The following is a 23,997-nucleotide window of genomic DNA, read 5'->3' on the forward strand; positions in this document are numbered from 1 at the left end:
GGATGCGCTCCAGACCGTCGCGCAGCGCGGTGCCCGGCGCCAGCCGCGCTACGGCCTCACGCAGGGTGGGCCGCTGCTGTGGCGCTGAGCCGTTTGTCATTGATTTGCCGACCGTCATCACCACTCATTCTGCTCCGTGGCTGCCGGATCTGGGCGATGTGGTGGTGCAGAAGTTCTGTTTCGGTGCCCGGTGAGGTCCAGCACGTGCTCCAGGGCAGCGACGATGGTGGGCGCTTGAAGCGTCGTCAACCCCGGCGGCACCGCGTCGCAGCCCGACGGGATCAGCGCCGTGGTGAACCCCTGTCGGGCCGCTTCGGCCAGCCGCCGTTCCATGCCGCTGACGCGTCGCAGGTCACCAGCCAACCCGACCTCGCCGATCATCACCGCGGTGGCCGGCAACGGCAGGTCCACGTACGCCGAAGCCAGTGCGACCGCCACCGCCAAGTCCGACGACGGGTCGGTCAGCCGCATGCCGCCAACGGTGGACAGATACACATCGTTGACCGCGATCTTGAGCCGGGCATGCTTTTCCAGCACCGCGGCGATCATCGCGGCGCGCGCATGGTCGATCCCGCTGACGGCGCGGCGCGGTGAGCCGCCCGACGGCGTGGCCAGCAACGCCTGGATTTCGCCGACCAGCGGTCGCTTCCCGTCCAGCGTCACCGTGATCGCGGTCCCCGCGACCGGCTGCGGCCGCTGATCCAGAAACAGCCCGGAGGGGTCGGTGACGCTTGCAATTCCGTTGTCCTGCAGCAGGAAGCAACCGACCTCGTCAGCTGCGCCAAAGCGGTTCTTCACACCGCGGACCATCCGCAGCAGCGAGTTGCGGTCGCCCTCGAAATGCAGCACCACATCGACCAGATGTTCAAGCGACCGTGGGCCGGCGATCGCGCCGTCCTTGGTGACGTGGCCGACCAGAACCAGTGGCACACCGGTGGTTTTCGCCGCGGCGGTCAGCGCGCTGGTCACGGCCCGTACCTGCGTGACGCCACCGGCTACGCCGTCGGTGTCGGCGCTGGACATGGTCTGCACCGAGTCGACGACGACCAGTGTCGGCTGCACCGCCTCGATATGGCCGAGTACGGCATGGAGATCCGACTCGGCGGCCAGAAACAGCTCGTCGTGGCTGCAGCCGGTCCGGTCGGCGCGCATCCGGATCTGTCCGCGCGACTCCTCACCGGATATGTACAGCGCGCGGCGCCCAGAGGCCGCCCACTGGTGGGCGACCTTGAGTAGCAGCGTCGACTTGCCTACGCCCGGATCGCCCGCGAGCAGCGTGACCGAGCCCGGCACGACGCCACCACCGAGCACGCGATCGAGTTCACCGATACCGGTGGGGCAGTGCCTGGTGCCATCAGGCTCGACGGAGCTGATCGGCATGGCCGCGGTTGACGGGCCCCCTACGCCGCGAGTACCGGCCCGGACAGCGCTGAGCACGGCTACCTCGTCGACCGAGCCCCAGGTGCCGCATTCCATGCAGCGGCCGACCCATTTGGCCGTGACATGGCGGCACTCCGAACAGCTGTATTGCGAACGAGCCTTGGCCACCCGGTGACGGTATCCGGCTGGGCTGACAGATCAGCGGAGGTTAGCCCGCTCCCGGCGATTCGTTGTGGCGTGGACTTTCCGGCGCTGAAATCGGCACCGACACGCTGACGCTGCCGGCCTTCTCGAAGTTGAAGGTGAAGTCGTAGTTCGGGCCGTTGGTGATCGGCTTGGTCAGCGCGATTCTGGCCTTGACCGCATCGGCGTTCTCGATGGCGCGATCGTCATTTTTGCTCTGGCCGTTCTGGGCGCCGACGAACAGCACGCCGCTGGCAGGCAGGGTGGGATCGCCGGTGACGGTCACTTTGCCGATGTCAGTGGTGATGCCGACCAGTTTGTCGGTGACGTCCGGCGACTGGTTGACCGCGACCAGAACGAGGTCGACCGTGGCGCCCGGACGCAGGAAATCACCGGTCTGCAGCGCCTGGATGTGGACGTTGCGCAGCGCGACGTTGTTGATCACCGCCTGGTTGCCGTCGACGGCGGATTGCTGCATCGCGGTCTGCGAAAGCTGGCCCGCCCCGCAGCCCGCGAGCGTAGCGGCGCCGATGAAGCCACCGGCTGCGAGCACAGCGAGCTTTGCCGAGCGACGACCCGGGTGGGATTTCGAGTCGCGGTAGTCGAAGCGGTTCACCCAAAGCCTCCTGCTCGGCCCTCGAACGCCACTGCTGTTCGACTATGCACAGTAGTAGGTCGGCTGAGGCAGCGAAACCGCAGGGCTAGCAGAGCGCCGAGCGGCCGGATTCGAGCAGCGCAGTTGCACATTCGCCTTCTTCGGCGGCGCGCTCCAGGAGTCCTCCGGCCGGCGCCGAACCTGCTCTGGATGGGTCGGTGCCTTGCACGAAACTCCCCGGATGTCAACCCCCGTTGCGCATGCCTGATGCCCCTGACCTGCACCGTTGTTACGCACGTGTTGGCGCGGCGTGTTACCATGGAGCTACGAAAGGGGCTCGAAACTGATGAATTTTGCGGTCGGAGACACCGTTGTCTATCCACACCACGGTGCTGCGTTGATCGAGGCGATTGAAACCCGAACCATCAAGGGGGAGCAAAAAGAATATCTCGTCTTGAAGGTGGCGCAGGGAGACCTGACAGTTCGAGTACCCGCGGATAACGCCGAATACGTGGGCGTGCGCGATGTGGTCGGTCAAGAGGGCCTCGACAAGGTGTTTCAGGTGCTTCGCGCGCCGCACACCGAAGAGCCGACCAACTGGTCCCGCCGCTACAAGGCGAACCTGGAAAAGCTCGCCTCCGGCGACGTCAACAAGGTTGCTGAGGTCGTGCGCGACTTGTGGCGCCGTGACCAGGAACGCGGCCTGTCCGCCGGCGAAAAGCGCATGCTGGCCAAGGCCCGTCAGATCTTGGTAGGCGAGCTCGCGCTGGCCGAAAGCACTGACGACGCCAAGGCGTCGACCATCCTCGACGAGGTTCTGGCCGCCGCTTCCTGAGTTTTTGACGCACGAGGACCGGGGTTGACCGGAACTGTCGCGGTCGTCCCGGCCGCCGGGTCGGGTGAGCGGTTAGCCGCCGGTGTGCCAAAGGCTTTTTTCCAGCTCGACGGGCGGACTCTTGTCGAACGTGCCGTCGATGGCCTGCTGAAGTCCGGCGTCGTCGATCGCGTCGTGGTCGCCGTGCCCGCTGACCGCACCGACCGGGCGAAACTGATTCTCGGCCGGGACGCGACAGTGGTCGCCGGCGGAGCCAATCGGGGTGACTCGGTCAGCCGCGCGCTGGCAGCGTTCGCCGAATCGGAAAAGCCTGACTTCGTGCTGGTGCACGATGCCGCCAGGGCCCTGACACCGCCGGAGCTGGTGGCGCGGGTCGTCGACGCGTTGCGAGCCGGCCACCAGGCCGTCGTGCCGGTGCTACCGCTCTCGGACACCATCAAGGCCGTCGATGCCAACGGCGTGGTGCTGGGGACGCCGGAGCGGGCCGGCCTGCGGGCCGTGCAAACTCCGCAGGGTTTTGCCACCGATCTGCTATTGCGGGCCTATCAGCAGGCCGGAACGGCGGATTTCACCGATGACGCATCCCTGGTCGAGCATGTCGGCGGGCAGGTGCAGGTCGTCGACGGTGACCCGCTGGCATTCAAGATCACTACCCGACTCGACCTCCTGCTGGCGCAAGCGATCGTGAGCCAATGAACGCGCGAGTCGGCATGGGCACCGACGTACACGGCATCGAACCCGGGAGGCCGTGCTGGCTGCTTGGCCTGCTCTTTCCCGACGTCGACGGTTGCGCCGGGCACTCCGACGGCGACGTCGCCGTGCACGCGCTGTGCGATGCGTTGCTCTCGGCGGCCGGGCTGGGCGATATCGGCGCCGTGTTCGGCGTCGACGACCCGCGGTGGGCCGGTGTCAGCGGTATGACGATGCTGGGCCATGTCGCGGAACTGATCGACCGGCAGGGCTACCGACTCGGTAACGCGGCTGTTCAGGTCATCGGCAACCACCCCAAGATCGGCCCACGTCGTGCTGAGGCGCAGAAAGCGCTGTCCGCGGTGCTCGGCGCACCGGTGTCGGTATCGGCCACCACCACGGACGGCTTGGGGTTGACCGGGCGTGGCGAGGGCCGGGCAGCAATTGCGACGGCGTTGCTGGTAGCGGTCGACGACGCCGCCCGCTAGCCGAGCATCTGTTCGCATCGCGGTGATCGTTTTCCATGCCGGTGGACCCGCGTGCTCGTTCCGGCGGCCATTGTCGGCGCAATCGGCCCGACGGGCGGTGCAGTGGTCATCGATGCCGCATCCGGCCCGGTAAGCTGGCACGTCGTGACCGATAGCGCCGACCTGCGGCTACACGACACGGCGACTGGTGCCGTGCGTGACTTCGTTCCGCTGCGGCCCGGCCACGTCTCCATTTATCTGTGCGGCGCCACCGTTCAGGGGTTACCGCACATCGGCCACGTCCGCAGTGGAGTGGCTTTCGACATCCTGCGGCGCTGGCTGAGCGCGCGGGGCTGCGACGTCGCGTTCATCCGCAACGTCACCGACATCGACGACAAGATCCTCAACAAGGCCGCCGCCGCCGACCGGCCCTGGTGGGAATGGGCGGCGACCTACGAGCGGGCGTTCTCCGCCGCCTACGACGCGCTCGGCGTCTTGCCGCCATCCGCTGAGCCGCGGGCCACCGGCCACATCACCCAGATGGTCGAACTGATCGACCGGCTGATCGAGTCGGGGAACGCCTATGCCGGCTGCGGCGACGTCTACTTCGACGTGTTGAGCTACCCCGAATACGGACAACTGTCCGGGCACCGGATCGACGACGTGCACCAGGGCGAGGGCGTCGCGACCGGCAAGCGTGATCAACGAGACTTCACGCTGTGGAAGGGCGCCAAGCCCGGTGAGCCGTCGTGGCCGACGCCCTGGGGGCGGGGACGGCCCGGTTGGCACACCGAGTGCGTGGCGATGGCCCACGAGTATCTGGGTGCAGAATTTGATATTCATTGCGGCGGAATGGATTTGATTTTTCCGCATCACGAAAACGAGATCGCGCAGAGCCACGCGGTCGGCGATAAGTTCGCCCGCTACTGGCTGCACAACGGCTGGGTCACCATGGGTGGCGAGAAGATGAGCAAGTCGCTGGGCAACGTGCTGTCGATCCCGGCGATGCTTCAGCGGGTGCGCGCGGCAGAGCTCCGGTACTACCTGGGCAGCGCCCACTACCGCTCGATGCTGGAATTCTCCGAGACGGCGCTGCAGGACGCGGTCAACGCCTACGTCGGCATCGAGGAGTTCCTCCACCGGGTGCGCACGCGGGTCGGCGCCGTGGAACCCAGTCGGTGGACGCCGCGGTTCGCCGCCGCGCTCAACGACGACCTCGCGGTGCCGACAGCGCTGGCCGAGGTGCACCGCGCCCGCGCGGAGGGCAACCGCGCGCTGGACGCCGGCAACCATGACGCCGCATTGGCCCACGCGGCCGAGATCCGGGCAATGATGGGCATTCTGGGCTGCGACCCGCTCGACGACCGCTGGGAGTCGCGTGACGAGACGTCGGCCGCGTTGGGCGCAGTCGACGTGCTGGTGCGCGCCGAGCTGGAGCGCCGCGAGCAGGCCCGTGTGCAACGCGACTGGAAGCTCGCCGACGAGATCCGCGATCGGCTCAAAGACGCCCATATCGAGGTCACCGACACCGGTGATGGCCCGCAGTGGTCGCTGGGGACCAACGCCGATGGCCGGTAACTCGCAACGCCGCGGCGCGATTCGCAAAGCCGGCACCAAAAAGGGCCCCACCGTCGGCTCCGGCGGCCAACGACGCCGCGGACTGGAGGGCCGCGGGGCTACTCCACCCGCGCACATGCGCCCGAACCACCCGGCCGCGAAACGAGCCAAGGCACAAGCGGGCCGGCCCGCCAAACGCAAAGACGACGGTTTCGAGACCGTTCTGGGGCGCAACCCGGTACTGGAATGCCTGCGCGCCGGGGTTCCGGCGACCGCGTTGTATGTTGTACTCGGCACCCAGGCCGACCAGCGGCTCACCGAATCCGTCACTCTGGCAGCCGATTCCGGTATCGCAATCCTCGAGGTGCCCCGCACCGATCTGGATCGGATAACCACCAACGGCTTACACCAGGGGATCGCGCTACAGGTGCCGCCGTACAACTACCTGCATCCCGACGAGTTGCTCAAGTTGGCCATGGACAATCCGCCAGCACTGCTGGTGGCACTGGACAACATCTCCGACCCGCGAAACCTGGGCGCTATCGTCCGTTCGGTGGCGGCGTTCGGTGGTCATGGAGTGTTGATCCCCGAGCGGCGATCCGCCTCGGTGACAGCAGTCGCGTGGCGGACCAGTGCCGGGGCGGCGGCCCGGATTCCCATCGCGCGCGCCACGAATCTCAATCGGACGCTTAAGGATTGGGCCGACCGAGGCCTGCAATTGGTCGGACTCGACGCCGAGGGCGACACGATCGTCGACGAGGTGGACGGTGGCGGCCCAACCGTGGTGGTGGTCGGATCCGAAGGCAAGGGATTGTCCCGGCTGGTCCGCCAAAGTTGCGATGCCGTGGTGTCGATTCCGATGTCCGGCCCGGCCGAATCGTTGAACGCCTCGGTGGCCGCCGGAGTGGTGCTGGCCGAGGTCGCCCGTCAGCGCAGGAGCTGACAGCGCAGTGGTCAGCTATCGGATGCGCGACCACAAGATTATCGCCGCTACCGGCGCGTTCGCCGGCTACACGGCGATCATGGCCGTCCTGGAAAGCCGGATGCGCGCCACCGGTGGTCCGGGGATCATCCCATTTGAATTGGCCGGAAGTGCTTTTCGCGCCGAACAGATCATGGCTCAGTGGGGGCGCGCCGGCGAGCGGGCAGCGCGCGTGTCCATGTGGCTCGACTTCGGCTACATGACGACCTATGGTGCCCTCGCGGCGCTGCTGATCGACCGCGCACGGCGGAGGCGGGGGCATCCGCGTGTGCTGACCTCAGCAGCAATTGTGGCCGTCGCCGGGGATGCAATTGAAGGAGTCTCGCTGATCAAGGTGCTCGACCGCAAGCATGTCGATACTCATGCGCGGCGCGCGCGGGCCGCCGCCCTGGTCAAATTCGCCGCGCTGGCCGGCGCACTTGGTTACGTCTTGGCCGAAGCCGCAACGCCGTCACGCGGGCTCGCGGATCTGCGATGAAACTGGTTGCTGCCCAAGGTATCTAGTGAGTAGTGTGACGATCTCGTCTTCGAGTCGTTGTGGATCGACTGAGTCCGGCGAAGCGATGAGTCGGTGAACCAGCGATTCGACGGTCGCGACGACTACCCGGGCGGTGAGCCTACCGCAGGCATCCACGGCCGGGTGTTCGTCGAGCAGGCGCGCAGCGGCATCGACCATGACGGTTTCCAGATCGTGCATTCGCGACAGGAACGCCGGCGCACGGGGAGCTTCCGCAAACAAGACCTGATGCAGGCGGGGGTTGTCACGGTGGCTGTCGATGGTGGCCCGGACGAACACCCGCAACGCGTCATCAAGGCGTTCGGGTAACCCACCTGACAGTCGCTCGCCCAGCAGTTTGGCTCCGGCGTTGACATGCGCGTCCATCAACGCATGCAAGATCGCGTCTTTGTTCGGAAAGTATTGGTACAGCGAACCGATCGACACCTCGGCGTGCTCGGCGATGCGGTTGGTCGTCCCGGCGGCATAGCCGTACTGGGCGAAAACGTGAGCCGCCGAATCCAGAATCCGCTGTCGGGTCTGCGCGGCCCGATCCTGCTTCGGCTGCTTGCGGGGCCGAAATCGATCCGATGGGGCCATGGTGTCCTCCTCGGAGTGAATGCGAGTAGTCAATCCAGGCATCAGCCAGCAGAATTAGCGCACCCTAGCATTTCCAGGAGTCACTGATGCGGACCATCCATGTGGAGACAACGCTGCCCACCAGCGCCGACCGGGTATGGCGGGCAATGCAATCGCCGGTCACGTTTCTGTATGTGTGCAGAGGCCTCCTCGGTTTTCCTGCGCTGTCAGGACGAGCGGAGCCGCTGTGGGCGGGCGAACGTGGCACCGGGTGGCTGTTCGCATTCCACCTGCTACCTGCCTACCGGCACACCATCGAAGTCATCGAGGTGGACGAGCAAACGCTGACGATCCGAACCCACGAGCACGGTGGCGTGCTGCGCGCGTGGAATCACACGCTCAAGGTCGAGCCGATCGACGCGCAAACCTGCCGCTACTCGGATACCGTCGCGATCGATGCCGGTCTCCTCACCGCTGTCGTCACCGCGCTCGCGGTCGCCATCTACCGCTACCGGCAACGGCGTTGGCACAAACTCGTTCGGCTGCATCTGCTACCGCAGGGCACGGCCTACGCGAGCTGACCGCATCACGCGGATAGCCTCGTTCGCATGCGGACGAGACGCGGTGGCTCAATATTCGTGGCAACCACCCTGGCCGCGTTGGTCGTGGCGCCGAACGCTGCCGGCGCATCGGGCGATCTCGATCTGGTGGCGCATCAAGGGGGTCCGGGCAACACCGGCACCGGAGAGTCCCTGCCGGCATTCGCCAACGCACTCGAAACCGGAGTCAGCACTGTGGAACTCGACATTGGCATCACCAAAGACCGGCAACCGGTGGTGTGGCACGACGAGGCCATCGACCCACAGAAATGTGCCGACACGTCGCCGGTGTTCGCCGGTGACCCGCAATATCCATACCTGGGCAAGCTGGTCCACGACCTCACTCTGGCTCAGGTCCGAACGCTGAACTGCGGCAACAAGATCGCGACCTTGCCCGAGGTCTTCGCCCTGACCAAGCAATACGACGCCGACGTGCGCTACGACATCGAGACGAAGGTCGACGCCGAGCAACCGTCCCGAACAGCCAGTCCCGAAACCTTCGTCGACGTGATCCTCGGGGTGGTTCGAGCGGCGGGCGAGGTCGGCCGGGTCGAGATCGAAAGCTTCGATTGGCGCACATTGCCACTGGTGCACCGGGCCGAGCCATCGATTCCGTTGGTGACGCTGTGGGATGAGCAGACCTGGAAAGCTGATTCGCCTTGGCTGGCCGGAGTGAATGCGGCCGCCTTTGACCCGGTGATCGGCTCCATGATGGTCGGCGCGACGATCCTGTCACCGGAGTATTCGTTGGTCGACCGAACTCTCGTTGACCGTGCACACGCGTTGGGGCTCAGGATCTTTCCCTGGACGGTCGACGATGCCGACGACATGCGGGTCCAGATCGCCAATGGCGTCGACGGCATCATCACCAATTACCCCGCTGTGCTGCGCTCCCTTCTTGCCGAACTCGGCATGTCGCTGCCGCGGCCGTATCACCGAAACTAGTCGGCTCGCCAGGTTCAGACGCCGACCAGCTGGGCAGCGGCCCACAGCGCCAACACCGCCGCGACGAGCGAGGTGGGCACCGTGAACAGTCCGAGCCGGGTGTACTCGCCAACGCTGGCCGATACATCGTAGCGGCGTAAGACGCTGCGCCACAACAGGTTCGACAGCGAACCGGCATAGGTCAAGTTGGGCCCGATGTTGACCCCGATCAATACGGCCAGGACTGCGGCGGGGCCGATCGGCGCCACCAGCGGCACCAGCACCAGCGTTGCGGGCAGGTTGTTGACGATGTTGGCCAGCACTGCCGCCACCGCCGCGTACCCGAGCAGCGCGACGAGCCCGGACCCGGACGGCATCAATGCACCCATCCGCTCCGACACGCCGTTGCGCATTACCGCTTGCACGACAACGCCCAATGCGAGGACAAACACCAGAAACGGCACATTCACCGCGCGCACGATCTCCGCTGCCGAGGTGTGCCGGCGGGCCAGGCTGCGAACCGCCATCACCGCGGCCCCGGCGAGCGCGGCCCAGGCCGGGGCCACCCCCGCCGCCTCGGCGATCACAAAACCGACCAGCGTCAGCGCGACCACCACCAGCGCGAATACCGGCGTCGGCGGTACCGGCTCGTCCTGCTGGGGATGGGGCGCAACGCTGAGGTCGCGACGGAAGAAGATGCGGAAGACGACGTAGACGGTGCCAACCGCGGCCAGCCACGGCAGCGTCATCAGCACCGTGAACTTGACGAACGACACGTTCGCGGCGCGAAAAGCGAGCAGGTTGGTCAAGTTCGACACCGGAAGCAACAGCGATGCGGCATTGGCCAAATGCGCAGTGGCGTACGCGTGCGGACGAACGGGCGCCCGCAGCCGCCGAACCGTGGTCAACACCACGGGGGTGAGCAGCACCACCGTGGCATCCAAGCTCAACGCCGCCGTGATGATGGCGGCGATGACGAACACCTGCCGGAGCAGACGTTGCGAACCAATGCGACCGCGTGCCATCGCCGCACCTGCGGCCTCGAACAGGCCTTCGTCGTCGCACATCTTGGCCAGCACCAGCACTGCGCCCAGGAATGCGACTACGCGTAGCAGTCGCGCAGCTTCGGCGGCCGCGTCGTGCATCGAGATCGCGCCGACGGCGATCAGCAGCACGACGGCGGGCACCGCGGCGAACGCCTCCGGCCAGCCCCGCGGGCGCGCAACCGCGAACGCGAGCACCGCCGCCAGCGACAGGAGAGCCAACAGAAGGGTCAAACTCAAGCCCACGGGTCTTCGCGTCGCCACACCGTCGGCATGTCCAGCGCGACACCGTCCTGCTCGGCCAGCCGGGCCAGGATGCGCATCGACACGTCCAAGTCGTCAGCCACATAGGGCAAGGCCCGCAGCGGCTTTGACAACGGGCGGAGGAAATCATCCCAATGCACCAAAACCACACGGCGTGCACCCACGGCACGCACCGTCTCCGTCCAGTAGTCGACGACATACGACTCCGGCTGCACACCGAGCAGCCCCACACCGAGATAGACGACGTCGGCATGCTGGCCGGTCAGCGAACCCTTCACGAATCCGGCGCTGCCCTGGATCAGCAGTCGACGGCCCGACGGCCGGTGATGGACGAACGCCGACCAAGCCTCGCCGCATCGGTAGGCCGTTGCCTTCACCGGTGGCACCACCGGCTGATCGATCGTGCCCGGTATCCGGTCGGGCGGGCTATGACGGGATTCCACCAGAGTTATGTCGAAGGCGCCCAACCGAATCGGTGCGCGCGACTCCGCGATCACCAGCCGATCCTCGGAAAGGCCGTGGCCGCGGCCGACATTGGCCGCAGAATCACCGCCGACCAGTAGCGCTCCGGTGCGGTCGGCGACCAGCGCGGAATCCAACGCATGGTCAAAATGCGTATGCACCGGGATGACGGCCGCCAACCGCCTAACACCGACGCGTGCCAGACAGCCGTCGACCCGGGCCGCCGACGGCGACACCTTGCCCGCCACCACGCGGGCCAGACCGGGCCGGGTAAAGAACCCATCGGTCATCAGCGCCGACGACCCGTCGTCGATCAGCAGCGTCGACACGCCCAGCCAGGTCACCGTCAACGGCGCATCGGATTCGGCGATCGGCACGCTGAATCGGTGCGCGTGCCGGGTGAGATCCGGACGTCCGTATCGCAGCCGCATCAGCAAAACGCCTTCAGCTCAATCCCGTTGGCCTTCAGCCGATCGCGGACGGCCGAGGCGATCTGCACCGCCCCGGGCGAATCACCGTGCACGCACACCGATTCCACCTCCAACGCGACTGTCGATCCGTCGACCGCGGTCACGGTTCCGGAGGTCACCATGGTCAGCACCCGCTCAGCGACCGCGGCGGGATCAGTCAGCACCGCAACGGGTTCCCGCCGCGACACCAGCTGTCCGTCCGGCCGATATGCGCGATCGGCAAACGCCTCGGGCACCGTACGCAGTCCACGCTGACGAGCCTCGTCGAAGAAGACCGATCCGGCCAGGCCCAACACCGGAAGCGCGGTGTCGACCGTTCGCACCGCCTCCGCGACAGCGGCAGCTTGTTCACGGTTGGTCACGATCGTGTTGTACAGCGCGCCATGAGGTTTGACGTAACACACCGCGGAGCCGGCCGCCTGCGCCAGTCCGTTCAAGGCGCCGACCTGATACACCACTTCGGCAAGCAGATCCTCAGCCGTGACATCGATGAAGCGCCGGCCGAAGCCGGCCAGGTCGCGATAGCTCACCTGCGCGCCGATTCGTACGCCGCGCTCGGCGGCCAGCCGGCACACCGACAGCAGCCCGGCCGGATCGCCCGCATGAAAACCGCACGCGACGTTGGCGCTGGTGACGATGCCGAGCATGGCGTCGTCATCACCGAGATGCCAGACGCCGAAGCCTTCACCCAAGTCGGCGTTGAGGTCGATGCGGGCCACGCTCGTCAGCTTAGGCCCCGAAAAAACCCAGCGACCAGACGCTTAGCAGCGCAACGCCCGGTAACGTCACAAAACATGAGCCCCCTGCCGCGACGCCGGGCGACCCTGGCATCGCTCGCGGCTGAGCTCAAGGTCTCCCGCACCACCATCTCGAACGCCTACAACCGACCCGACCAACTCTCGGATGCGCTGCGTGAGCGGGTGCTCGCCACGGCCAAACGTTTGGGCTATCCCGGGCCCGATCCGGTGGCGCGATCGCTGCGCACCCGTCGCGCAGGCGCGGTGGGCCTGGTGATCACCGAACCGCTGACCTATTCCTTCAGTGATCCCGCGGCGCTGGATTTCGTTGCAGGACTTGCGGAATCGTGCGAAGAACTTGGCCAGGGACTGCTCCTGGTGGCTGTTGGCCCGACCCGCAACGTCTCGGACGGGACGGCGTCGGTGCTTGCGGCGAGCGTGGACGGATTCGTGGTGTACTCGGCTGCCGGCGACGACCCCTACCTGCAGGTGGTGTTGCAACGGCGGCTGCCCCTAGTGGTGGTCGACCAACCCAAAGACGTGCCCGGCGCATCGCAGGTGGGTATCGACGACCGGGCCGCGATGCGTGCGATGGCCGACTACGTGCTCGGGTTGGGGCACCGCGAGATCGGGCTGCTGACGATGCGACTGATGCGGGATCGCCACCAAGGGCTGGCCGACACCAAACGCGTGCGCGCATCGACATTTCACGTGCAGGGCGAACGCATCCGGGGTGTGCGCGAGGCGATGGCCGCGGCCGGTCTCGACCCGGATTCGCTGACCGTCGTCGAAAGTCACGAACACACGGCGGCGTCCGGCGGCGTCGCGGCCGGCATCGCGTTGCGGGCCAACCCACGGATTACCGCACTGATGTGCACCGCCGACGTGTTGGCCGTGTCGGCGATGGATTATCTACGCGCACAAGGCAAGTACGTGCCCGGCCAGATGACCGTCACCGGTTTCGACGGCGTACCCGAGGCGACGAGTCGTGGCCTGACCACGGTCGCACAACCGAGCCTGGAAAAGGGCCGTCGGGCAGGCAAACTGTTGCAGATGGGCGATATCAACCCAACGATCGAGGTGCTACACACCGAGCTGATCCGCGGACGTACCGCGGGCCCTCCGGCCTGAAGGGGTCGGCTCGACCCCGAAATCACACCGTGGCGGTGTCCCCGTTGCCGATCAGCAGCCGGACTGCCAACTCCAGTCGCTTGCTGACGTCGGTGGCCGACGCTCGCCGGGTCAGCCAGGCCAGCAGGTTGTTCGTCCACACATCCGAGATCACCCGGGCGATGTGGTACTGCTCTTCGGTCGGCTCGCCGTCGCTCATCGCGCGGGCGAACATCGAATCGATCAGCTTCTCCACTTGATCCACCTCACCGGCCGCCGACGCGTCGGCGAAGACGTAGGCGCGGGTCATGGCCTCGGTGAGCAGCGGATTGCGTTGCATCGCGCGATTGAGCTTGCTGATCATGAAGTTCAGTCGCTGATTCGGTGTTCCGCCGATCAGCGTGGAGCGGTCGGTCTTGGCGTCGATGCGCTCGAACTCCCGGCCGAGCGCGGACACCAGCAGGTGCACCTTCGACGGAAAGTACCGGTAGAGCGTGCCCACCGCGACGTCGGCGCGGTCGGCGACCGCACGCATTTGAACAGCTTCGTAACCGCCCTTGGAGGCAATGGCCATCGTCGCGTCCAGAATCCGCTTACGACGTTCCCGTTGTGCCTCGGAGCCGAGTTCCGACTCGGCAAGTACTGCCACGTTCATCACCTCACGAGGTTGCGCAGGGGCCGAACTCGAGGGTTGCCCCGAGTTGGTAGGGGCTGGCACTGGCCCTGATGGGGTCATCTGACGGACAGCTCCTTTTCTCGCGTCCTCGCTCGAAACGATACGCATGCCGAGCGCGAATCTCCCACCTCCGTGCCGCCGGGACACCGGGATGTCCTGCTGCGATGGCATTCGACTTGACGATCGAACACTGGCACTATTAGAACACGTTCTAGTGCTGAGCGTTGCGTGTCCGGCAGCGCCATTTCCCGTCGATCGAGGAGTTCAGGTGGCCACGACCATCACCGACGAGCAGTTTGCGGCGCGGGAGTTGGTGCGCGACTGGGCTGCCGGGTCCGGTGCAACGGCAGCGGTCCGGGATATCGAGCAGGGTGAGCCGAATGCCTGGCAGCCGGTCTTTGGTGGCCTGGCCGACTTGGGATTATTCGGTGTCGCGGTTCCCGAGGACCGCGGCGGGGCGGGTGGCAGCATCGAGGACCTGTCCGCGATGGTCGAGGAAGCCGCAAAGGCCCTGGTACCTGGCCCGGTCGCGACCACCGCACTGGCCACTCTGGTGGTATCCGACCCGCAGCTGCTCGAGGCGCTCGCGTCGGGCGAACGTACCGCCGGGATCGCGCTGCACGCTGACGTGCAGTTCGATCCGACGGCTTCCAAGGCCTCCGGCACCGCGCCGTTCGTGCTCGGCGGCGTCACCGAGGGCCTGCTGTTGGTGCCGGCCGGCGACAGATGGCTGCTCGTCGACGCCACTGCCGAGGGAGTGGTGGTCGAGCCGCTGCAGGCCACCGATTTCTCGCGGCCGTTGGCGCGGGTGGCGCTGTCCGCGGCGCCGGCCACGGTGCTGGACGCCCCTGCCGACTGGGTGGCTGACCTGACTGCGACGCTGCTTTCCGCCGAAGCCGCGGGGATCACCCGATGGGCGCTGGACACCGCGGTCGCCTATGCCAAGGTGCGTGAGCAATTCGGCAAGCCAATCGGCAGTTTCCAGGCGATCAAGCACCTGTGCGCCGAGATGCTGTGCCGTACCGAGCAGGTCGCGGTGGCAGCCGCCGACGCCGCCCGCGCCGCGAACGACGGGGATCACCGCCAGCTGTCCATCGCCGCGTCTATCGCCGCGGGCATCGGGATCGACGCCGCCAAGGCCAACGCGAAGGACTGCATTCAGGTGCTCGGCGGAATCGGGATCACCTGGGAACACGACGCTCATCTCTATCTGCGCCGCGCCTACGGGATCGGGCAGTTTCTCGGTGGGCCCGCGCGCTGGCTGCGCCGAACCGCCGAGCTGACCGCGGCCGGCGTCCGTCGCGATCTCAGCATCGACCTGAGCGAGGTCGCTGACCTGCGCCCCGAGATCGCCGAGGCGGTCGCCGGGGTCGCCTCGCAGCCCGACGACAAGCGTCAGGCGGTCCTGGCCGAAGCGGGGCTGTTGGCGCCGCACTGGCCCGCGCCGTACGGCCGCGGCGCCGGACCGGCCGAGCAACTGCTGATCGATCAGGAGATGTCGACGGCGGGAGTGATCCGGCCGGACCTGGTGATCGGCTGGTGGGCGGCGCCGACCATCCTCGAGCACGGCACACCCGAGCAGGTGGAGCGTTTCGTGCCTGGCACTCTGAGCGGCGAAATCTTTTGGTGCCAGCTGTTTTCCGAGCCGGGAGCGGGCTCCGATCTGGCGTCGCTGCGCACCAAAGCGGTGCGGGTCGACGGCGGATGGGAGCTGACCGGACAGAAAGTGTGGACGTCGTCGGCGCACAAAGCGCAGTGGGGCGTCTGCCTGGCCCGCACGGATCCCGACGCTCCGAAACACAAAGGGATCACCTACTTCCTGATCGACATGAGCTCGCCCGGCATCCTGATCCGGCCGCTGCGCGAAATCACCGGCGACGCATTGTTCAACGAGGTCTTCCTCGACAACGTGTTCGTTCCCGACGAGATGGTCGTCGGCACGGTGAACGACGGCTGGCGGCTGGCCCGCACCACGCTGGCGAACGAGCGGATCGCGATGGCCGCGGGCACCGCGCTCGGCAACCCGATGGAAGAGCTGCTCGCCGAGGCGGCCAAGGCTGATCTCGATGTCGCAGAACAGGATCGGTTGGCGCGGTTGATCATCACCGCTCAGGTCGGCTCGCTGCTCGACCAGCGCATCGCTCAGCTCGCGGTGGGAGGTCGGGACCCCGGTGCGCAATCCAGCGTGCGCAAACTCATCGGGGTGCGCTACCGGCAGGCGCTGGCGGAGTTCCGGATGGATCTGGCGGACGGCCAGGGCATCGCCTTCGACAAGCGAGTCAAGGACTTCCTCAACACCCGCTGCCTGACGATCGCCGGCGGCACCGAGCAAATCCTGCTGACGCTGGCCGCAGAACGGCTTCTCGGGCTGCCGCGCTGACAGGGGCCGGTCTAGTCGAACGACGGGAAAAAAATCACTTCTCCGACCGGCAACTGGTCAGGATCGTCGATGTGGTTGGCCGCCGCGACCATTCGCACCATGGTCTTTGTCCGGTCGTCACCCGAATCGCCGTAGTAAGAGGTGGACAGTCCCCACAGCGTGTCGCCGTCAGTGACCGTATGCCGCCAGTTCAGGCCGGGGCGGAGTACGGCCTGATTAAGTGGGGGATCCTGGTTCTCCATGTGGTTGGCAATCGTGATGATCGGCCACAGATTGAACTCGCCGTACCAGCGGTCTGCGAGTACCTCCCAGGTTTCGCCAGAAACCACGGTGTGATGGCCGGCATTGGCCAAGTCCGGGATCAGCAGCCATTCACCGACGACAAGGTCCCGCTGTGCGGCGTGGTTGGCGATCTCAATGACCTCGACCATGGCGACGTCATTGTAGAACTGTTGCGCTAGGCCGTTTTTCGTGTCCGTATTTGTCACCTGATGGCGGAAGGTGACGTATGGAATCAGCAATTGTTGGCCGACGTCGAGGTGATCAGGGTCAGCGACATTGTTGATGGCTGCGATGACACTAAACAGGCTGCTGTCTCCGTAGAAGCTTGCTGCCAGCGACGAGAGGGTGTCGCCGCTGACCACTGTGTGTTCGGTAGACATTATGTCCCTTTCTGGTCGAAGTATCTCTTAGTAGCGACCTAGCCAAGTCTGACAAGAGCGTTGGCCGAATACGCGTGATACGCAAAGAAACGATCGTGGTCGGGCGCTAACTGAGGCCGTAAGCTCAGGCACTACCGATGGGTACCGTTCTGATTCCGATTCCCGACCGCGACTTCGATCCGACCGAAGTCGCCGTCAGCTGGCAGGTGCTGCGCGCCAACGGTCACTCGGTCGTGTTCGCCACCGAAAGCGGCACACCCGGAATCGCGGACGACATCATGGTCACCGGCCGCGGACTCGATGTCTGGTCGAAAGTGCCAGTGCTGGGCGCTCTTACCGTGGTCGGGCGAGCACTGCGCGCCAACAGAGATGCGCGTGACGCCTACCGCGAGATGCTGGGCTCACCCGAATACCAGAACCCGTCCAGTTGGGCCCAGGCGACGCTGGACGGTATCGACGGCCTGCTGCTCCCGGGCGGTCATCGGGCCCGCGGCATGCGTTCCTACATCGACAGCGAAACCCTGCACCGGCTCGTCGTCGACGCCTTCGCTCGCGGGCTGAAGATTGCCGCGATCTGCCATGGTGTGCTGCTGGCCGCGCGCAGCGTCGATCCCGAGACCGGCCATTCGGTGCTCTACGGACGTCGCACCACGGCGCTCACGTGGGCGCTGGAGCGCACCGCCTGGCGTCTCACAAAACTCACCCGGTTTTGGGACCGCGATTACTACCGCACCTACAGCGAGCAGCCCGGCCAGCCGTCCGGATACATGTCCGTGCAATCGGAGGTCACCCGCGCCCTGAAGGACCCGAGCGACTTCTGCGACGTCCAGCGCGGATCGCCGAACTGGCGGACCAAGATCTCGGGCATGGCGCGCGACACGGCAACCGATTCACGGCCGGCGTTCGTCGTCGAGGACGGCGCCTATGTGTCGGCGCGCTGGCCGGGCGACACCCACACGTTCGCAAACGCGTTGTCGCAGAGGCTCTGACGGCTCTAGGATTTCGCGAGACAGCAGCCAGGGTTGTGCAATCTCGGGAATAACAACCCTGGCTACGATTTCGCGGTCAGCGACAGCTAGGAGAAGTTGGCCTGCGCGCAGGTGCTCGGTGACGTGATGTTGTTTCCGCCGTAGACCACCTGGATGTGGGTGCACATGATGACCGGCACATTGGTACGCGATTGGCCGGTATGCCAATCGGTCGCATCGATCCGGCCGGTGGTCTGATACTTCTCCAGCGGGCCCTCGCCCATGTAGATCGTGGTGACGTTGTCGTTCCCGCCCTCTTTGAACACCCGGTCGTATTGCGCGGTGGCGTGCACGTCGAGGTACAGCGTGCGGTCCATCGAGCGGATGTCCGTGCTTTGCCGCGACCAAAGGTCGTGCGGGAAACCGTCGACGGCATCGCCCGTGCGGCGGTCGGCGGCGACGGTGAAGTCGCAACTGCCGTTCGCGCTGTGGCAGTCGAGCGTGGCGCGGGTTTCCAGCTGGCTGCCATCGTTGAGCGGTATCAGTGAGGTGGCAGTGTTGCTCGCTGCCGAAGACACCGCGGGCGGCGTCAGCGCCAGCACCAGACCAACGCCTGCCAGTGCTCTGACCAGCCGCTTCATCTCCGGTGTCCTCTCGCTTAAGCCTGAGCAGAACTTACGCTGCAGCTACTCGTCGTAGGTGACTTCGACCGAATCGGTGTCCGGGTGCGACTGGCAGGCCAGGATCAGCCCGTCGTCGAGGTCCTGCTGCTCCAGCACGTCGTTGACCTCCATGCTGACCTTGCCGTTGCGCAGGGTGGTTGCGCAGGCTCCGCAGTGGCCCTCGCGGCAGGAGAACGGTGCGTCCAGCCCGGCGTCCAGCAGCACGTCGAGCAGCTTGGCCTTGCGCGGCCACGACACGGTATGGGTCTGCCCGTCGAGTTCGACAACCGCGGTAGCCGGCGGCGTATCGCCCTCGTCTTCGATCTTGACCGCGGCGAACGGATCGCTCTCCAGCGACTTGAATATCTCCAAATGCACTTGTGGCGCCGGCACTTTCAGACTTTCGAGCGCCTCACGGGCGGCCGCCATGAACGGCCCCGGCCCGCAGATGAAAGCCTGCCGGTCGGTGAACGGGGCGGCCAGTTGCGCCAGCGCGTTGGCCGACGGCAACCCCTGCAGCGACTCCAGCCAATGCACCACGGTCAGCCGGTCCGGGTACTTGGCGGCGAGCTCGCGCAGAGCGTCGCCGAAGATCACCGACCGCTCGTCGCGGTTGGCGTAGATCAGCACCACCTGGCCGCTGCCTTCGGATAGGGCGGATTTGCAGATCGACATGATCGGCGTGATTCCACTGCCGGCGCCGAGCAGCAGGAAGTTGTCGTCAAGGGTTTTGGGCACGAACGTGCCCGACGGCGCGAGCACGTGGATCCGCATGCCGGCGTGGGCGTGGTCGCAGAGCCAGTTCGACGCGTAGCCGTCTTTGTCCCGTTTGACGGTGACGGTCATCGCCTCGTCGGTGAACGGCGAGCTGCACAGCGAATAGCAGCGGGCCACCGAGCCCGTCCGATCGCTGGGAACGCGCAGCGTGAGGAATTGGCCGGGGGCATAGCGCAGCCGTTCCGCCGGTATCTGGGCTCCCTCGGGCACCGTGAACACCAGCGACCGTGCGTCGTCGGTCTCGGTGACGACGTCGGCGATCTCCAGTTCCAGAACGTGGCTGCCGAGCGGCTCGTCGGGAATTGTGTCTGTCACAACCCCGCCCTTCCTTCAGTCATAACTAGAACAGGTTACAGAAAGGTGCATCGGTATCGCTACCAGCCGCAGGAACACGCTGCTCGACACAAATCGTAACGTGTTCTAGTCTTTGTCTAAGTAAGCCACCTTTGGAGGAACCAGTGACGTCCATTCAACAACGTGACGCCCAGTCGGTCCTAGACGGCGTCGACGAACTACTGCCCAAGCTGCGTCAGCGGGCCCAGGAAACCGAGGACCTGCGCCGCCTGCCGGACGCCACGGTAAGCGAGCTTCAGGAGATCGGCTTCTTCCGGTTGCTGCAGCCCGAGCAGTGGGGCGGCCTGCAGTGCGACCCGGCGGTGTTCTACGAGGCGGTCCGCCGACTGGCCAGCGCGTGCGGTTCCACCGGTTGGGTGAGCTCGATCATCGGCGTGCACAACTGGCACCTGGCGCTCTTCGACCAGCAGGCCCAGGACGAAGTCTGGGGCGACGACTCCAACGTGCGTGTTTCGTCGTCCTACGCCCCGATGGGCGCGGGCACGGTCGTCGACGGTGGCTATCTGGTCAGCGGGTCGTGGAACTGGTCGTCGGGTTGTGACCACGCCACCTGGGCCTTTCTCGGTGGCCCGGTCATCAAGGACGGGCGTCCGGTCGACTTCGGCAGCTTCCTGATCCCGCGCACCGAGTATCGCATCGACGACGTGTGGCACGTGGTGGGCCTCAAGGGGACCGGCAGTAACACCGTCGTCGTCAAGGATGTCTTCGTGCCGCGACACCGGTTCCTGTCCTACAAGCAGATGAACGACGGCACCGCGGGTGGTTATGAGAACAACACCGCCCCCGTCTACAAGATGCCTTGGGGCACAATGCATCCCACGACCATCTCGGCGCCGATCGTCGGCATGGCCTACGGCGCGTACGACGCGCACGTGGAGCACCAGGGCAAGCGGGTGCGTGCGGCGTTCGCCGGCGAGAAGGCCAAGGACGACCCGTTCGCCAAGGTCCGCATCGCCGAGGCGGCCAGCGACATCGACGCCGCATGGCGACAGTTGATCGGCAACGTCAGCGACGAGTACGCGCTGCTCTCGGCCGGCCGGGAGATCCCGTTCGACCTGCGCGCCCGCGCCCGCCGCGACCAGGTGCGCGCCACCGGCCGCTCGATCGCTTCCGTCGATCGGTTGTTCGAGGCCTCCGGCGCCACCGCCCTTGCCAATGATGCTCCGGTGCAACGCTTCTGGCGCGACGCGCACGCCGGCCGGGTACACGCGGCCAACGACCCGGAGCGGGCTTACCAGATCTTCGGTAATAACGAGTTCGGGCTGCCGCCCGGCGACACAATGGTCTGATGACCGCGCCGGCGACGATGCAGAACGAAGCGATGAGGAGGAGCGGCGCTAAGTGACGGCGACAGAAGAGCTCACCTTCGAGTCCACGTCGCGGTTCGTCGAGGTTGACGTCGACGGACCGCTCAAGCTGCACTACCACGAAGCCGGCGTCGGTAACGACCAGACGGTGGTGCTGCTGCACGGCGGTGGACCCGGGGCGGCGAGCTGGACGAACTTCGCCCGCAACATTCCGGTGCTGGCAGAGCGTTTTCACGTGCTGGCCGTCGACCAACCCGGATACGGTCATTCCGACAAACGCGCGGAGCACGGGCAGTTCAATCACTATGCCGCCCGGGCGCTGAAGGGTCTGTTCGATCACCTTGGTCTGGGACGCGTTCCGCTGGTGGGCAATTCGCTCGGCGGCGGCACCGCGGTCCGGTTCGCGCTGGACTACCCCGACATGGCCGGCAAACTGGTGCTGATGGGCCCCGGCGGGCTCAGCGTCAACCTGTTCGCGCCCGACCCCACTGAAGGCGTCAAGCGGCTGGGCAAGTTCTCTTCTCAGCCGACCCGGGAAAACCTCGAGGCGTTCCTGCGCGTGATGGTCCACGACCAGAAACTGATCACCTCAGAACTGATCGACCAGCGCTTCGAGTTGGCCTCCACGCCCGAATCGCTGACCGCGACTCGCGCAATGGGAATGTCGTTCTCCGGGGCCGACTTCGAGCTCGGCATGATGTGGCGCGAGGTCTACAAGCTGCGTCAACCGGTGTTGCTGATCTGGGGACGCGAAGACCGGGTCAACCCGATCGATGGCGCGCTGGTTGCACTCAAGACCATTCCCCGTGCACAGCTGCACGTTTTCGGCCAGTGTGGACACTGGGCGCAGGTGGAGAAGTTCGACGAATTCAACAAGCTGACCCTCGACTTCCTGGGAGGTGCGTGATGAGCATCCGCTCACTGGGTTACCTGCGCATCGAAGCCACCGATATGCAGGCGTGGCGCGACTACGGCTTGAAAGTCCTCGGCATGGTCGAGGGCAAAGGCGCGACTGAAGGAGCACTGTACCTGCGGATGGACGATTTCCCGGCCCGCCTGGTGATCGTGCCCGGCGAGCACGACCGGCTCTCGGAAGCCGGCTGGGAATGCGCCAATGCCGCAGGGCTGCAAGAGATCCGGAACCGGCTCGACGTCGAGGGCACGCCCTACAAAGAGGCCACCGCCGCCGAGTTGGCGGACCGGCGAGTCGACGAGATGATCAAGTTCTCCGACCCGTCCGGCAATGGCCTGGAGGTCTTTCACGGCGCTGCGCTCGAACACCGCCGGGTGGTCAGCCCGTACGGGCACACGTTCGTCACCGGAGATCAAGGCCTGGGTCACGTCGTGCTGACCACGCGTGACGACGTCGAGACCTTGCACTTCTATCGGGACGTGCTGGATTTCAAGCTGCGTGACTCGATGCGGCTGCCGCCGCAGGTGGTGGGCCGGCCCGCTGACGGGCCCCCGGCCTGGCTGCGATTCCTGGGCTGCAACCCTCGTCACCACAGCCTGGCCTTCATGCCTGGGCAGACCCCCAGCGGCATCGTGCACCTGATGCTCGAGGTCGGCGAAGCCGACGACGTCGGATTGTGTCTGGACCGGGCGCTGCGGCGCAAGGTGCCGATGTCGGCCACGCTGGGCCGCCATGTCAACGACCTGATGCTCTCCTTCTACATGAAGACTCCGAGCGGATTCGATGTCGAATTCGGTTGCGAGGGAAGGCAAGTCGAAGATTCCGACTGGATTGCCCGGGAGAGCACCGCGATCAGCCTCTGGGGTCACGACTTCAGCGTCGGCTTCAAGTAATGTCCGAGCAGATCGACGCCCGCGCATTCCGCAGCGTGCTGGGTCAGTTCTGCACCGGGATCACGATCATCACGACCGTGCACGACGACGCCCCGGTCGGCTTCGCCTGTCAATCCTTCGCGGCGCTGTCGCTGGATCCGCCGCTGGTGCTGTTCTGTCCGACCAAGGTTTCGCGGTCCTGGAAGGCGATCGAGGCCAGCGGGAAATTCTGTGTCAACGTGCTGACCGAGAGCCAGCAGCACGTCTCGGCCCGCTTCGGCTCGAAGGAGACCGACAAATTCGCCGGCATCGATTGGCATCCTTCGGAACTCGGCGCGCCGGTCATCGACGGATCGCTGGCCTACATCGACTGCTCGGTGGCCTCGGTGCACGACGGCGGCGACCACTTCGTGGTGTTCGGCGCCGTCAACTCCCTTTCCGAGGTCCCGAAGATCAAGCCACGGCCGTTGCTGTTCTATCGCGGTGACTACACCGGCATCGAGCCGGACAAGACCACGCCCGCGCAATGGCGTGACGACCTGGAGGCTTTCCTCACCACGACCACCCAGGACACCTGGCTGTAGGGCGATGACTCTGGCCCGCGTCGCGGGTCTGTCCCTTCGGAAGCTATCGAAGGGGAGAACATGGCAATCGAGCATGTGTTGGCGGCCGTCCCGGTGAGCGACCTGGACAAAAGTCGCCGCTGGTACGAGACGCTGTTCGGACGGGCGCCCGACAACAACCCGATGTCCACGCTGGTGGAGTGGCAAGTCGTTCCGGGCGGATGGGTGCAAGTGTTCGACAACGACGAGCGCGCCGGCTACACGTTCGTCAACATCGCGGTGCAGGATCTGGATGGCCACATCGATGACCTCAAACAACGTGGTCTGGAGCCCGGCGAGGTCGTCGACGCCGATAAGGGCGTGCGCCTGTCGGCGCTCACCGATCCGGACGGAAACACGATCACGTTGATCGGCGGCTTTCGCGTCGACTACTGAGGTGCTGCGACCTCCGGCTTTGATTTTTGCTAGCGGCACGCTCGCCGAGAACATC

At 65.9% G+C, this 23,997-nt stretch carries 27 protein-coding genes; 16 read left to right on the top strand and 11 right to left on the bottom strand.

Annotated elements, in window-relative coordinates:
- The 3 genes from WAO18_RS20875 to WAO18_RS20885 all read right to left on the bottom strand — a co-directional run.
- Nucleotides 1-100: hypothetical protein (locus WAO18_RS20875; RefSeq protein WP_422208171.1), on the bottom strand; the 100-nt coding region annotated here is incomplete at its 3' end.
- A gap of 17 nt (nucleotides 101-117) precedes the next feature.
- On the bottom strand, nucleotides 118-1,548 hold the full coding sequence (gene radA / locus WAO18_RS20880; protein WP_422208137.1) for a DNA repair protein RadA: 1,431 nt from the start codon (nucleotides 1,546-1,548) through the stop codon (nucleotides 118-120).
- A gap of 40 nt (nucleotides 1,549-1,588) precedes the next feature.
- On the bottom strand, nucleotides 1,589-2,179 hold the full coding sequence (locus WAO18_RS20885) for a hypothetical protein (RefSeq protein WP_422208138.1): 591 nt from the start codon (nucleotides 2,177-2,179) through the stop codon (nucleotides 1,589-1,591).
- A 325-nt stretch (nucleotides 2,180-2,504) separates the two neighbouring features.
- Here WAO18_RS20885 and carD point away from each other — a divergent pair, with 325 nt between their 5' ends.
- The 6 genes from carD (at nucleotide 2,505) to WAO18_RS20915 (ending at nucleotide 7,167) form a co-directional block, all read left to right on the top strand.
- Nucleotides 2,505-2,993, top strand: coding sequence for an RNA polymerase-binding transcription factor CarD (carD, locus tag WAO18_RS20890; protein WP_422208139.1), 489 nt, complete (start codon nucleotides 2,505-2,507; stop codon nucleotides 2,991-2,993).
- Nucleotides 2,994-3,017: 24 nt separating this feature from the next.
- Nucleotides 3,018-3,689, top strand: a complete 672-nt coding sequence (gene ispD, locus WAO18_RS20895) for a 2-C-methyl-D-erythritol 4-phosphate cytidylyltransferase (protein WP_422208140.1) — start codon at nucleotides 3,018-3,020, stop codon at nucleotides 3,687-3,689.
- Entirely contained in the window at nucleotides 3,686-4,171 is a 486-nt protein-coding gene (gene ispF, locus WAO18_RS20900) for a 2-C-methyl-D-erythritol 2,4-cyclodiphosphate synthase (RefSeq protein ID WP_422208141.1), read from the top strand. Before ispD ends, ispF begins: the two co-directional genes overlap by 4 nt.
- A 144-nt stretch (nucleotides 4,172-4,315) precedes the next feature.
- The gene (gene cysS / locus WAO18_RS20905; RefSeq protein ID WP_422208142.1) at nucleotides 4,316-5,728 is read left to right on the top strand and encodes a cysteine--tRNA ligase; all 1,413 of its coding nucleotides are present in this window, start codon (nucleotides 4,316-4,318) and stop codon (nucleotides 5,726-5,728) included.
- A complete protein-coding gene (gene rlmB, locus WAO18_RS20910; protein ID WP_422208143.1) occupies nucleotides 5,718-6,650 on the top strand; it encodes a 23S rRNA (guanosine(2251)-2'-O)-methyltransferase RlmB in 933 nt (310 codons plus the stop codon). The genes cysS and rlmB overlap by 11 nt, the downstream gene beginning before the upstream one ends.
- Before the next feature lie 7 nt (nucleotides 6,651-6,657).
- Entirely contained in the window at nucleotides 6,658-7,167 is a 510-nt protein-coding gene (locus WAO18_RS20915; protein WP_422208144.1) for a hypothetical protein, read from the top strand.
- Here WAO18_RS20915 and WAO18_RS20920 read toward each other — a convergent pair.
- The gene (locus WAO18_RS20920) at nucleotides 7,141-7,785 is read right to left on the bottom strand and encodes a TetR/AcrR family transcriptional regulator (RefSeq protein WP_422208145.1); all 645 of its coding nucleotides are present in this window, start codon (nucleotides 7,783-7,785) and stop codon (nucleotides 7,141-7,143) included. The genes WAO18_RS20915 and WAO18_RS20920 overlap by 27 nt on opposite strands.
- 86 nt (nucleotides 7,786-7,871) lie before the next feature.
- Between WAO18_RS20920 and WAO18_RS20925 the strand changes: the two genes are divergently transcribed.
- Entirely contained in the window at nucleotides 7,872-8,345 is a 474-nt protein-coding gene (locus tag WAO18_RS20925; protein WP_422208146.1) for a hypothetical protein, read from the top strand.
- Between the two features lie 27 nt (nucleotides 8,346-8,372).
- Entirely contained in the window at nucleotides 8,373-9,308 is a 936-nt protein-coding gene (locus WAO18_RS20930) for a glycerophosphodiester phosphodiesterase family protein (RefSeq protein ID WP_422208147.1), read from the top strand.
- Between the two features lie 14 nt (nucleotides 9,309-9,322).
- On the opposite strand, the gene WAO18_RS20935 is transcribed toward WAO18_RS20930, so the two are convergent.
- The 3 genes from WAO18_RS20935 to WAO18_RS20945 are packed head-to-tail and all read right to left on the bottom strand — an operon-like array spanning nucleotide 9,323 to nucleotide 12,245.
- A complete protein-coding gene (locus tag WAO18_RS20935) occupies nucleotides 9,323-10,564 on the bottom strand; it encodes an SLC13 family permease (RefSeq protein ID WP_422208148.1) in 1,242 nt (413 codons plus the stop codon).
- A gap of 2 nt (nucleotides 10,565-10,566) precedes the next feature.
- A complete protein-coding gene (locus WAO18_RS20940) occupies nucleotides 10,567-11,487 on the bottom strand; it encodes an MBL fold metallo-hydrolase (protein ID WP_422208149.1) in 921 nt (306 codons plus the stop codon).
- The gene (locus tag WAO18_RS20945) at nucleotides 11,487-12,245 is read right to left on the bottom strand and encodes a LamB/YcsF family protein (RefSeq protein ID WP_422208150.1); all 759 of its coding nucleotides are present in this window, start codon (nucleotides 12,243-12,245) and stop codon (nucleotides 11,487-11,489) included. Before WAO18_RS20945 ends, WAO18_RS20940 begins: the two co-directional genes overlap by 1 nt.
- A gap of 75 nt (nucleotides 12,246-12,320) precedes the next feature.
- Between WAO18_RS20945 and WAO18_RS20950 the strand changes: the two genes are divergently transcribed.
- Entirely contained in the window at nucleotides 12,321-13,394 is a 1,074-nt protein-coding gene (locus WAO18_RS20950; protein ID WP_422208151.1) for a LacI family DNA-binding transcriptional regulator, read from the top strand.
- 22 nt (nucleotides 13,395-13,416) lie between these two features.
- Here WAO18_RS20950 and kstR read toward each other — a convergent pair whose 3' ends face one another.
- The gene (kstR, locus tag WAO18_RS20955) at nucleotides 13,417-14,022 is read right to left on the bottom strand and encodes a cholesterol catabolism transcriptional regulator KstR (protein WP_422208152.1); all 606 of its coding nucleotides are present in this window, start codon (nucleotides 14,020-14,022) and stop codon (nucleotides 13,417-13,419) included.
- A gap of 295 nt (nucleotides 14,023-14,317) precedes the next feature.
- Between kstR and WAO18_RS20960 the strand changes: the two genes are divergently transcribed.
- On the top strand, nucleotides 14,318-16,429 hold the full coding sequence (locus tag WAO18_RS20960; RefSeq protein WP_422208153.1) for an acyl-CoA dehydrogenase: 2,112 nt from the start codon (nucleotides 14,318-14,320) through the stop codon (nucleotides 16,427-16,429).
- An 11-nt stretch (nucleotides 16,430-16,440) separates the two neighbouring features.
- On the opposite strand, the gene WAO18_RS20965 is transcribed toward WAO18_RS20960, so the two are convergent.
- On the bottom strand, nucleotides 16,441-17,073 hold the full coding sequence (locus WAO18_RS20965) for a LysM peptidoglycan-binding domain-containing protein (protein WP_422208154.1): 633 nt from the start codon (nucleotides 17,071-17,073) through the stop codon (nucleotides 16,441-16,443).
- A 155-nt stretch (nucleotides 17,074-17,228) separates the two neighbouring features.
- Here WAO18_RS20965 and WAO18_RS20970 point away from each other — a divergent pair, with 155 nt between their 5' ends.
- Nucleotides 17,229-18,080: a type 1 glutamine amidotransferase domain-containing protein gene (locus tag WAO18_RS20970; RefSeq protein ID WP_422208155.1), complete on the top strand. Its 852-nt coding sequence runs from the start codon at nucleotides 17,229-17,231 to the stop codon at nucleotides 18,078-18,080.
- A gap of 86 nt (nucleotides 18,081-18,166) precedes the next feature.
- Here WAO18_RS20970 and WAO18_RS20975 read toward each other — a convergent pair whose 3' ends face one another.
- Together WAO18_RS20975 and WAO18_RS20980 are read right to left on the bottom strand one after the other, a co-directional pair.
- Nucleotides 18,167-18,700 (bottom strand): hypothetical protein, encoded by a 534-nt coding sequence (locus WAO18_RS20975; RefSeq protein WP_422208156.1) that lies wholly within the window; start codon nucleotides 18,698-18,700, stop codon nucleotides 18,167-18,169.
- 45 nt (nucleotides 18,701-18,745) lie between these two features.
- A complete protein-coding gene (locus WAO18_RS20980; RefSeq protein WP_422208157.1) occupies nucleotides 18,746-19,813 on the bottom strand; it encodes a 2Fe-2S iron-sulfur cluster-binding protein in 1,068 nt (355 codons plus the stop codon).
- Nucleotides 19,814-19,956: 143 nt separating this feature from the next.
- On the opposite strand from WAO18_RS20980, the gene hsaA reads away from it, so the two are divergent.
- From hsaA to WAO18_RS21005, 5 genes are read left to right on the top strand one after another with little or no spacing between them, the layout of a single operon-like run.
- The gene (gene hsaA / locus WAO18_RS20985) at nucleotides 19,957-21,141 is read left to right on the top strand and encodes a 3-hydroxy-9,10-secoandrosta-1,3,5(10)-triene-9,17-dione monooxygenase oxygenase subunit (RefSeq protein ID WP_422208158.1); all 1,185 of its coding nucleotides are present in this window, start codon (nucleotides 19,957-19,959) and stop codon (nucleotides 21,139-21,141) included.
- A gap of 52 nt (nucleotides 21,142-21,193) precedes the next feature.
- Complete coding sequence (gene hsaD, locus WAO18_RS20990) at nucleotides 21,194-22,066, top strand: 4,5:9,10-diseco-3-hydroxy-5,9,17-trioxoandrosta-1(10),2-diene-4-oate hydrolase (RefSeq protein WP_422208159.1); 873 nt, start codon at nucleotides 21,194-21,196, stop codon at nucleotides 22,064-22,066.
- Nucleotides 22,066-22,965, top strand: coding sequence for an iron-dependent extradiol dioxygenase HsaC (hsaC, locus tag WAO18_RS20995; protein ID WP_422208160.1), 900 nt, complete (start codon nucleotides 22,066-22,068; stop codon nucleotides 22,963-22,965). The genes hsaD and hsaC overlap by 1 nt, the downstream gene beginning before the upstream one ends.
- Nucleotides 22,965-23,528, top strand: a complete 564-nt coding sequence (gene hsaB, locus WAO18_RS21000) for a 3-hydroxy-9,10-secoandrosta-1,3,5(10)-triene-9,17-dione monooxygenase reductase subunit (protein ID WP_422208161.1) — start codon at nucleotides 22,965-22,967, stop codon at nucleotides 23,526-23,528. The genes hsaC and hsaB overlap by 1 nt, the downstream gene beginning before the upstream one ends.
- Before the next feature lie 60 nt (nucleotides 23,529-23,588).
- Entirely contained in the window at nucleotides 23,589-23,942 is a 354-nt protein-coding gene (locus WAO18_RS21005) for a VOC family protein (protein WP_422208162.1), read from the top strand.
- The last annotated feature ends 55 nt before the right edge of the window (nucleotides 23,943-23,997 follow it).

Source organism: Mycobacterium sp. (genome assembly GCF_049278535.1).
GTDB lineage: Bacteria > Actinomycetota > Actinomycetes > Mycobacteriales > Mycobacteriaceae > Mycobacterium.

Excerpts from the sequence above, each read along its gene's own strand:
- carD (WP_422208139.1), top strand. The coding sequence starts at position 2,505 with ATGAATTTTGCGGTCGGAGACACCGTTGTCTATCCACACCACGGTGCT.
- ispF (WP_422208141.1), top strand. The coding sequence starts at position 3,686 with ATGAACGCGCGAGTCGGCATGGGCACCGACGTACACGGCATCGAACCC.
- rlmB (WP_422208143.1), top strand. The coding sequence starts at position 5,718 with ATGGCCGGTAACTCGCAACGCCGCGGCGCGATTCGCAAAGCCGGCACC.
- WAO18_RS20920 (WP_422208145.1), bottom strand. The coding sequence starts at position 7,785 with ATGGCCCCATCGGATCGATTTCGGCCCCGCAAGCAGCCGAAGCAGGAT.
- WAO18_RS20925 (WP_422208146.1), top strand. The coding sequence starts at position 7,872 with ATGCGGACCATCCATGTGGAGACAACGCTGCCCACCAGCGCCGACCGG.
- WAO18_RS20930 (WP_422208147.1), top strand. The coding sequence starts at position 8,373 with ATGCGGACGAGACGCGGTGGCTCAATATTCGTGGCAACCACCCTGGCC.
- WAO18_RS20940 (WP_422208149.1), bottom strand. The coding sequence starts at position 11,487 with ATGCGGCTGCGATACGGACGTCCGGATCTCACCCGGCACGCGCACCGA.
- WAO18_RS20950 (WP_422208151.1), top strand. The coding sequence starts at position 12,321 with ATGAGCCCCCTGCCGCGACGCCGGGCGACCCTGGCATCGCTCGCGGCT.
- WAO18_RS20970 (WP_422208155.1), top strand. The coding sequence starts at position 17,229 with ATGGGTACCGTTCTGATTCCGATTCCCGACCGCGACTTCGATCCGACC.
- WAO18_RS20975 (WP_422208156.1), bottom strand. The coding sequence starts at position 18,700 with ATGAAGCGGCTGGTCAGAGCACTGGCAGGCGTTGGTCTGGTGCTGGCG.
- hsaC (WP_422208160.1), top strand. The coding sequence starts at position 22,066 with ATGAGCATCCGCTCACTGGGTTACCTGCGCATCGAAGCCACCGATATG.
- hsaB (WP_422208161.1), top strand. The coding sequence starts at position 22,965 with ATGTCCGAGCAGATCGACGCCCGCGCATTCCGCAGCGTGCTGGGTCAG.
- WAO18_RS21005 (WP_422208162.1), top strand. The coding sequence starts at position 23,589 with ATGGCAATCGAGCATGTGTTGGCGGCCGTCCCGGTGAGCGACCTGGAC.